4 protein-coding genes are annotated in these 7131 nt (G+C 65.2%); 1 reads left to right on the top strand and 3 read right to left on the bottom strand.

Features of this window, described 5'->3' with window-relative positions:
• The 3 genes from AC01FP_RS15235 to AC01FP_RS15225 form a co-directional block, all read right to left on the bottom strand.
• On the bottom strand, positions 1-539 hold a 539-nt coding region (locus AC01FP_RS15235), incomplete at its 3' end, for a hypothetical protein (RefSeq protein ID WP_474481512.1).
• Positions 536-3904, bottom strand: a complete 3369-nt coding sequence (drmD, locus tag AC01FP_RS15230; protein ID WP_474481511.1) for a DISARM system SNF2-like helicase DrmD — start codon at positions 3902-3904, stop codon at positions 536-538. The genes AC01FP_RS15235 and drmD, both read right to left, overlap by 4 nt.
• 194 nt (positions 3905-4098) lie before the next feature.
• The gene (locus AC01FP_RS15225) at positions 4099-5094 is read right to left on the bottom strand and encodes a hypothetical protein (RefSeq protein WP_474481509.1); all 996 of its coding nucleotides are present in this window, start codon (positions 5092-5094) and stop codon (positions 4099-4101) included.
• Positions 5095-5219: 125 nt separating this feature from the next.
• Here AC01FP_RS15225 and AC01FP_RS15220 point away from each other — a divergent pair, with 125 nt between their 5' ends.
• Positions 5220-7079, top strand: coding sequence for an AAA family ATPase (locus AC01FP_RS15220; RefSeq protein WP_474481507.1), 1860 nt, complete (start codon positions 5220-5222; stop codon positions 7077-7079).
• The last annotated feature ends 52 nt before the right edge of the window (positions 7080-7131 follow it).

Raw genomic sequence — 7131 nt, 5'->3', positions numbered from 1 at the left:
TGTTTTGCCACTTCAGCAAAACGGTTTCTCGCCTCATCGGCGAAAGCCAGGAGATCTTTTCTCTTCTCTGCTTTCTCACGGAAGTATCCATAAATGGCAACCGTGGCAATGGATGCGAGCATCATAAGCCGGCCTGCCCCGCTTGACGGGAACCAATCGGTAAATCCCACCAAGGCCGTCAGCATCACCAGCAGCACGGGCCAGAGCCCGAGGGCCCGCGAGCGCCACAACCTCTTGGTCAGCTCCTGCCATTTCTGCAGAGCTTGGTCCTGATCGTCTGCGGGCAGCCGGTCCCATCCAGCAAGGACCCACTGAGACATCAGGATCAGTGCCCCAAGCGATAGCAAGACCTTGATTGCTGGCGATGAGACGACTTTTAGAAGGACTATGTATCCCAGAGCGGTGAGGATGGCGAGGCAGGCAGGACCCCCAACCAGGGCACGCACCACTTTCGTAAGGCCCCGCATCCACTCGATGCCCGAGCGCTGGAGCCTTGTCGCAGTGGTCTTCAGCAACCTGAGCAAAGGCGAGCCGTTCATCCACTGATCGGCCAGAGGTAGACGAGCCCCGCCGGCTCCAGCCGCTGGGTAATTACCCGATAGCTCTCCTCGATGCGTTTTGGTTCAGAGGCCAGCTCCGTTTCAATCGTCTCCAGGCGCCGCTGCCAGTGTTTCTGGTCAGCCGAGAGTTGTTTGCGCTCCTGGCTCGAGAGCTTCTGTAGATCCAGGGCCGGCACCTCCAGCTGCTCCTCCAGCCCTGGGATCAGGGCCGTGGGATCGGCTGCCGCGACCTGGCGATCGAGCTTGGCCAGATCACGGTTGCGCTGCCTCACGGTGGCGTTGATGCGTTTGCGTTGGGAGCGGAGCACCTCCTTAAGTGCCGCGGCCTCCGTGGCGCCACGTTGGCTGAGCAGTTCAGCTGCTGCGGCCTGGGCTCTTTCCGCCGCCGCATCCAATGCGGGCTTGAGCGCAGCTACATCGGCTGGGGCTTCTGCCTGCAGCTGGCTGCGGATAGCAGCGGTGCTCGCTTCATTATTTCCGGCCTCCATCGCCTTGGTGAGGACTGCCCAGGCCTGCTCTTGCTGAGCACCAGCCAGCGGCTGGAGCGCCGCAGCCCGATCCGCGCCGGGATGCCAGTCGGCGATCACGCTGATCAGCTCATCGTGCAGCCGTGTGGCGCCCTGGCCAAACAGCGACAGCCTCCCCAGCACCAACACCTTGGGTTGGGGGTCGGGGCTGGCCAGCACGCAGGCCCGGCTCAATTCGTGGTGCAGGAACCCCTGACTCAGAAAGCGGCTGAGCAGGCGCTGCACCAAGCGGTGCTCCAGATGCAGGTGCACGGCCTCGGCATTGAGCCGGCCGGGATCAGAGAAGATCACCGGCCTAATGGGGTGCTCCTGGCGCCATTGCCACAGCGGCGTTTTGCGATCCCACACGCCCCGCAGGCTGTCGAGGGTGTGCTCCCAGCTGCGGTCATTGCTGCCAGCTACCAGGGACTCAGGGTGCTCTAAGCGCCAGCAGGGCTGATCCTTTTCGTCGCTGCCCTGCACCAGGCCGCTCACACCCAGTAGGTCAAGCGAGCAGTTGAGGGCGGCCCGGAAGGGATCGTCATCGAAGCCGAGCCATTCATGGGATTTCGCCAGCAGTTGGCGCAGCTCATCCTGCTGTTGCTGCAGCTTCTCCACCCGCCGGCTGGCCTCCAGCTCCTCCCGAGCTCGGTTGAGCATGGCGCCGCGATCGGTGTCGGCGGAATCCATCGCCAGCAACTGCTGCTGCACCGCTTCTGTGTTGTCGGTGTCGATACCGCCTTCCAGCACCTCATCCACCTGGCGCTGCACCAGCGGTGAAAGCGAGCCAAGCTCTTGGCGGATCACCTCCGTCTTCTTCACCAGCACATCCATTACCCGGTCCTCCGGCCGGTCTTCCAGCACGAAGTAGTGGCACCACACCTGGGGAGAGCGCTGCAGCTTGCGGTCGATGCGGCCGTTGCGCTGCTCCAGCTTGCTGGGGTTCCAGGGGATGTCGAAGTGAATCAGGTGCTTGCAGTGGTTCTGCAGGTTCACCCCCTCCCGGGCGGCATCGGTGGCGATCAAGATGCGCAGCGGTTCTTGATCAGGATCGGCGTTGAACTGGGCCTTAAGCCGCTCGCGGTTGTCTTCACTCATGCCGCCGGTGAATGAAGCGACGCGACGGTCGGCATCGGCGTCACCAAGCAGCTGCCTCAGCTGCCTTTCCAGGTAGCGCTTGGTGTCGACGTAGTCGGTGAAGATCAGCAGCCTGGTTGGGTTCCATGTCGCCTTTGCTTCGCCGAGGTTGGGGCAGAGGTGGCTGCGCAGAAACTTTTCCAGCAACTTGATGCGGGGATCGGCCAGGGATCGATTGGCCGCCGCGATATCCCCCATCCGCTCCAGTAGGGCCAGATCGCTTTGATCAGCCTCAACGGTTTGGCGTAAAGCCGCTCTGGTTTGCGCCTCCTCCAGGTTGAGCAACTCATCTTCTGTGAGTTCGGCTAGGTCGCTGTCGTTATTCACGCCGCCGAGCAGCAGATCCAGCTGGGCACCTGAAGCCGCCAGGGATTCCCGCCGCTGTTCTTGCTTTTGATCCAGGCTCCTGCGGTGCACCTTGAGGGTGCGAGCGAAGGCCTCGATCGAGCTGAGCAATCGCTTCTGCAAATTGGTGATCACCAGCCGATCGGCATTGAGTTGCCGCTTGGTGGCACCCCCCAGGAGAAGCCGTTGCTCCCGCTGCTTGCGGTATTTCTGCAGCAACCGTGAGAGCTCCAGCTCTGGGGTATCTGCTGGCAGGCTGCCTTTTGGTACGGACAGGGGTTCAACAATCCGCTCAGGGAACTCCTCGCCGATGCGGCGTAGGTCGTCCTTGAGGCGGCGCACCAACACCGTGTCCAGATCCCCAGGCTCGAAAGGGACACCCCGCACAAACCGCGCTGGATCGAGTAGTTCCAACAGAGCCGTGAAGCTGTTGCTGTGGCCGTTGTGGGGTGTAGCCGAAAGAAAAACGCGGTGCTCGAACAGGGGCGCCAGGTCCCGCAGGCTGCGGGTCAAACCGGAATCGATGGCGTAGCGCAGGCTGTTACTGGCCGGCGCAGCGTTGTGGGCTTCGTCAAGGATCAGCAGGCTCTGCACCGGGGCCTGGTCTTCCCCGCCCTTGCCCTGCTCCAGCCACACCCGCAGCGGGGCCGAGTATTCCGAGTTGCGCAGCAGGGCGTGGGAGATCAGGAAGCGGCTGCCGGTGCTCCAGGGGTTGGTGCCGTAACCCCGCTCCTGCCGCACCTTGGCCACGTAGGCCCGGTCCATCACGGTGAAGGCAAGGCCAAAGCGGCTGGCCATCTCCTCCTGCCACTGGCGCAAGACCGACGGCGGGCAGCTGATCACGACCCGCTTGATGCGTTGGCGCAGGAGCATCTCCCGCAGGATCAGGCCGGCCTCGATCGTTTTGCCCAGGCCCACGTCATCGGCGATAAACAGGCCCACCCGGGGCATCTGGAGCGCCTTGCGCAGTGGTTCAAGCTGGTAGGCCTTGACGTCGATGCCGGCCCGGTAGGGGGCCTGGAACAGTTCGGCGTCGGTGGCGGTGACGCAGTTCCAGCGCAGGGTGTTGAGGTAGGCGGCGAACTGTTTCGGTTGGTCAAAGCCCCGCTGGGCAACCGCCTCCCAGCTGCTCTCCCCAAGTACCTCAAAGTCGATCTCACTGCTCAGAAATACGGTGAGGCGCTGACCGATGGCGTCGTCTTCCATGCAGGCCAGGGTCACGACCCTGTCACCCCCATCCGCCACCCTGCGGTGCATGGGGGGCTCCACCTCTTCCACCAGGTAGCGGCGGGTACGGCAGCGCACAACCGAACCCGGCTTGAGCCTGGGGCTTGGGCTGGTGGCAGCCGGTTTCATCAGTCAGCTCCTTGCGATGCGTAGCTCACTGGCGGTAGCGGCGGCGGCGGCACCGGGGGCACCTCCTACTGCTGTCAGTCTGCACCTAACAGAAGCCAGGTTGCAGTACTTCGACAGCACTTGCAGCCTTGGATTTGAGAACTATGCATAGCCTGCATAGTTCGAGGTTTCCAGCTGTTGCGGGTAGTGCCCTTTCACTGCGCCTTGCGGTGTGTCGCAACATCTCCCCCGCCAGCACCCACCCCTTCTTCCAGCGACCCCTCCAACCCCAGCAGTGCCCCAGCTCCCCGGGCCGCCGCCCGGAAGGCGCGGCGCTGGATCACCCGCAGCGTTGCCTTGGCTGCTGCAGGTGCCTGCAGCTCCTGGGGCAGCAGCAGCCACAACTGTTCTTGCAGAAACAGCCCATCGGCAACCGGCACCAGACCCTGCTCCTGCCACCAGCTTCTGGGGGCCAAGGCCGGGCAGAGCGGCACCGCTACGGGCCGCTGCTGCAGCTGCTCTAGCCAGGCCTGCGGGTCCTGCCAGACCCGTGAGGCGCGTTCCAGGTTGCCGATGCATGGCTCCAGCTCCCCATGCAGCAGCGGCATGATCTGGGCAGCGGGCAGCAACACCTGCTCCTCCCAGACTTCGGCCCAGCGCTGATGGGCCACTAGCTGCAGCGGCAAGGTTCCCAGCGGCAGCACCTGCACGCCCGGCCAATGCGGCAGTTCCCCGCTTGCCAGCTCCTGGTTATGGCAGAGGGAGGAGACCAGGGCTCCATCGATCACGCCCTGGGCCACCAGCGTTGCCCAGTCGCCGGCGGGATGAAAGCAGGGCGGCACCTGCAACACCCCGGGCAGCCCAGCAAGCAGCGACTGGTGCAAAGCATCTGTGCCCAGCCGCAACCGGCCGTCTTCTAGGCGATGGGCCCTACTGGCCAGCCGCAGGAAGCGCAGGCTGCTGCTTCCCCCCCAGCGGCACACCTGGCGGGGGCCACGCGCTGGTTGGAGGCGGAACTGCTCGGCCAGCTCCCAGTAGCTGCGGCTCACCGTTGTCTGGTGCATCGATAGGGAGCGGGCGGCGCGCATCTGACTGCCGCTGACTTCCATCAGATCCAGCACGTGCAGGTTGAGCAGCATCTCGGGTGGTCTGTAGGACTTGCGCCGCCGCCGCGCAGGCGGCACAACGGCAGCAGAACGCTGGATTGGCACGGCAGCGCGGCAGCAGAACGGGGCAATCAGCCTTGCCCTTTTCCAGCTCCCGTCCACCCTCCTTCCTGCGAAGAACCCAGCCGGCTGAAACCCCCTGCCAGCACTGAGCCGGCTGCTCCAGTTGGTTGGCGGCTGTTGCCGCGGGCCGTAAGGGCCAGCAACCTGCAGCAATGGAGCCCCTGCGCTGTCACCTACTAATCGGCCCGCCCGCCAGTGGCAAGAGCACCACTGCGGAGGCGCTCGCCCCTTTGCTTGCAGGGCCTGAGGGGCAACCGGCGGTGGTGCTCTCGACCGATGCGATCCGCGCTGAGGTGTTCGGTGATTCGGCCGTTCAGGGGCCCTGGCCGTCGATCCAGCAGCGGCTGCATGAGCGGTTGATCGGTGCGGTGGCAGCCGGCATGCCGGTGATCGTGGATGCCACCCATGCCCAGCGGCCCTGGCGGCTGGCGATCACCCAGCAGCTGGCCATACCCAGGCCAGTGGAGTGGATCGGCTGGTGGCACTTCACGCCGGTGAGCACCTGCCTGCGCTGGAACGAGAAACGGGAGCGCCCCGTTCCCGTCCCGGTGATTCGCCGCATGGCCGCTGCCTTGGCGGATGAGGCCTTTGGTCCGGGGCGGGCGGAAGGCTTTGCCTCGGTGGTGGCGGTGCAGCCCACCCAGCAGCGCGACCTAACTACTTATTTACGTAGCGAACTCTCCCGTCTTACCCGCCGCATCAGTGCGGCCTGCAATCGCCAGCACCAGCTGCTGCTCCACGGCCACTCGCGCCTGCTTGATCTGGAGCGGCTGCTCTACCTGCTGCAGCTGCTGGCGGCGCACCCCGATCTGGCGACAACCGATCAGGGCAGCCGCGAGGCCTTAGAAACGCTTGTTTCACCACTGCCCAGTGGTGAGCTGCCCCAGCGGGCGGCCGCCCTGCTGCGCACGCTCCATGGGGTCTGCTACGGCGATGCCGAGGCTGTACGCCGCGATTTGAGCTGGCTGGAGAGCCAGGGCTTCTTCTCCGCCACCCCCGTGACAACGGGGATTCAGCCCCTGCCCCTGCTGGCTGGCACCTCTGAGGAGCAGGCCCCCCGCAGTGGCGGTGTCCATGGCGGCCAGCCGCCGATGGCTGATGCGGAGGTGTTTGTGCGGGTGATGACGCTGCTGCGCCATCTGCTGCAGACGCCCTTTGACCGGCCGGCGGAAGGTCCGGGGGCACTGGCGATGCAGCGGCACCTGCTGGAGCGTCTCGCTGAGATCCCCGGCGGCCATGGCTCAGGTGAGCTGGCGACGCTGCGCAAAGACATCGAGAAGACCCTCACCCCTTATGGCTTTCGGCTGCATCACGACAACCCACGCCATGGCTACTGCCTTGGCACCGCCCTGCTCTCAGCGCCGCGGCTGGTGGAAATCCATGGGGTGGTGCAACACGTGGCCCAGCGGCTAGGTGATCCGACAGCGCAGGATCTGCTCGATGAGCTGGAGCAACGTCTGGCCTGGGGTGGCATCGAGGTGACGGCCACGCAACCGTTGCGTACCTATCTCGATGGCGCCCATCCCGGTGCGGAAAACCAGCAGCGGGGCACCCTGGCTGAACCAAGGGAAGCTGAGCGGGTCGAGACGGCGATCCTCGAGCACCGGCGCGTACGCCTGCTGCGCCAAAGCACCTTTGGCGGCGGCGACAACCGCGGCGAGGAGATCCGCGCCTGGCCCCTGCAGCTGGTCTTCTCAGCGGGGCTCTGGTACTTGGCCTGGGAGGACGACGCCATCGGCCGGCCCCATGGGTTGCTGCAAAGCGAACGGCTGGAGCAGCTGGTGTTCCTGCAGGCCGAACCGCGGGGTCGCCGCAACGAATCCGACCACAGCACCGCGCTCGCCAGGCTGCAGCGGCTGCTTCATCACTGCGGCGGCATCGAGCTGGGTGATGACCTCACAGCCCAGGAGGGTCTATGCCAGCCCAGCAGCGAGCAGCGCCGAGCGGCGTCCCATGGAGTGGTGTAACTCAGGGGGATCAGCCCCGGCGTAGCCGGGGCTGACGGCTCGCCTCCCTCAG

Source organism: Cyanobium sp. NIVA-CYA 375 (assembly GCF_056108345.1).
The sequence above is the reverse complement of the archived record's forward strand: the minus strand, read 5'-3'. Positions and strand labels throughout refer to the sequence as shown.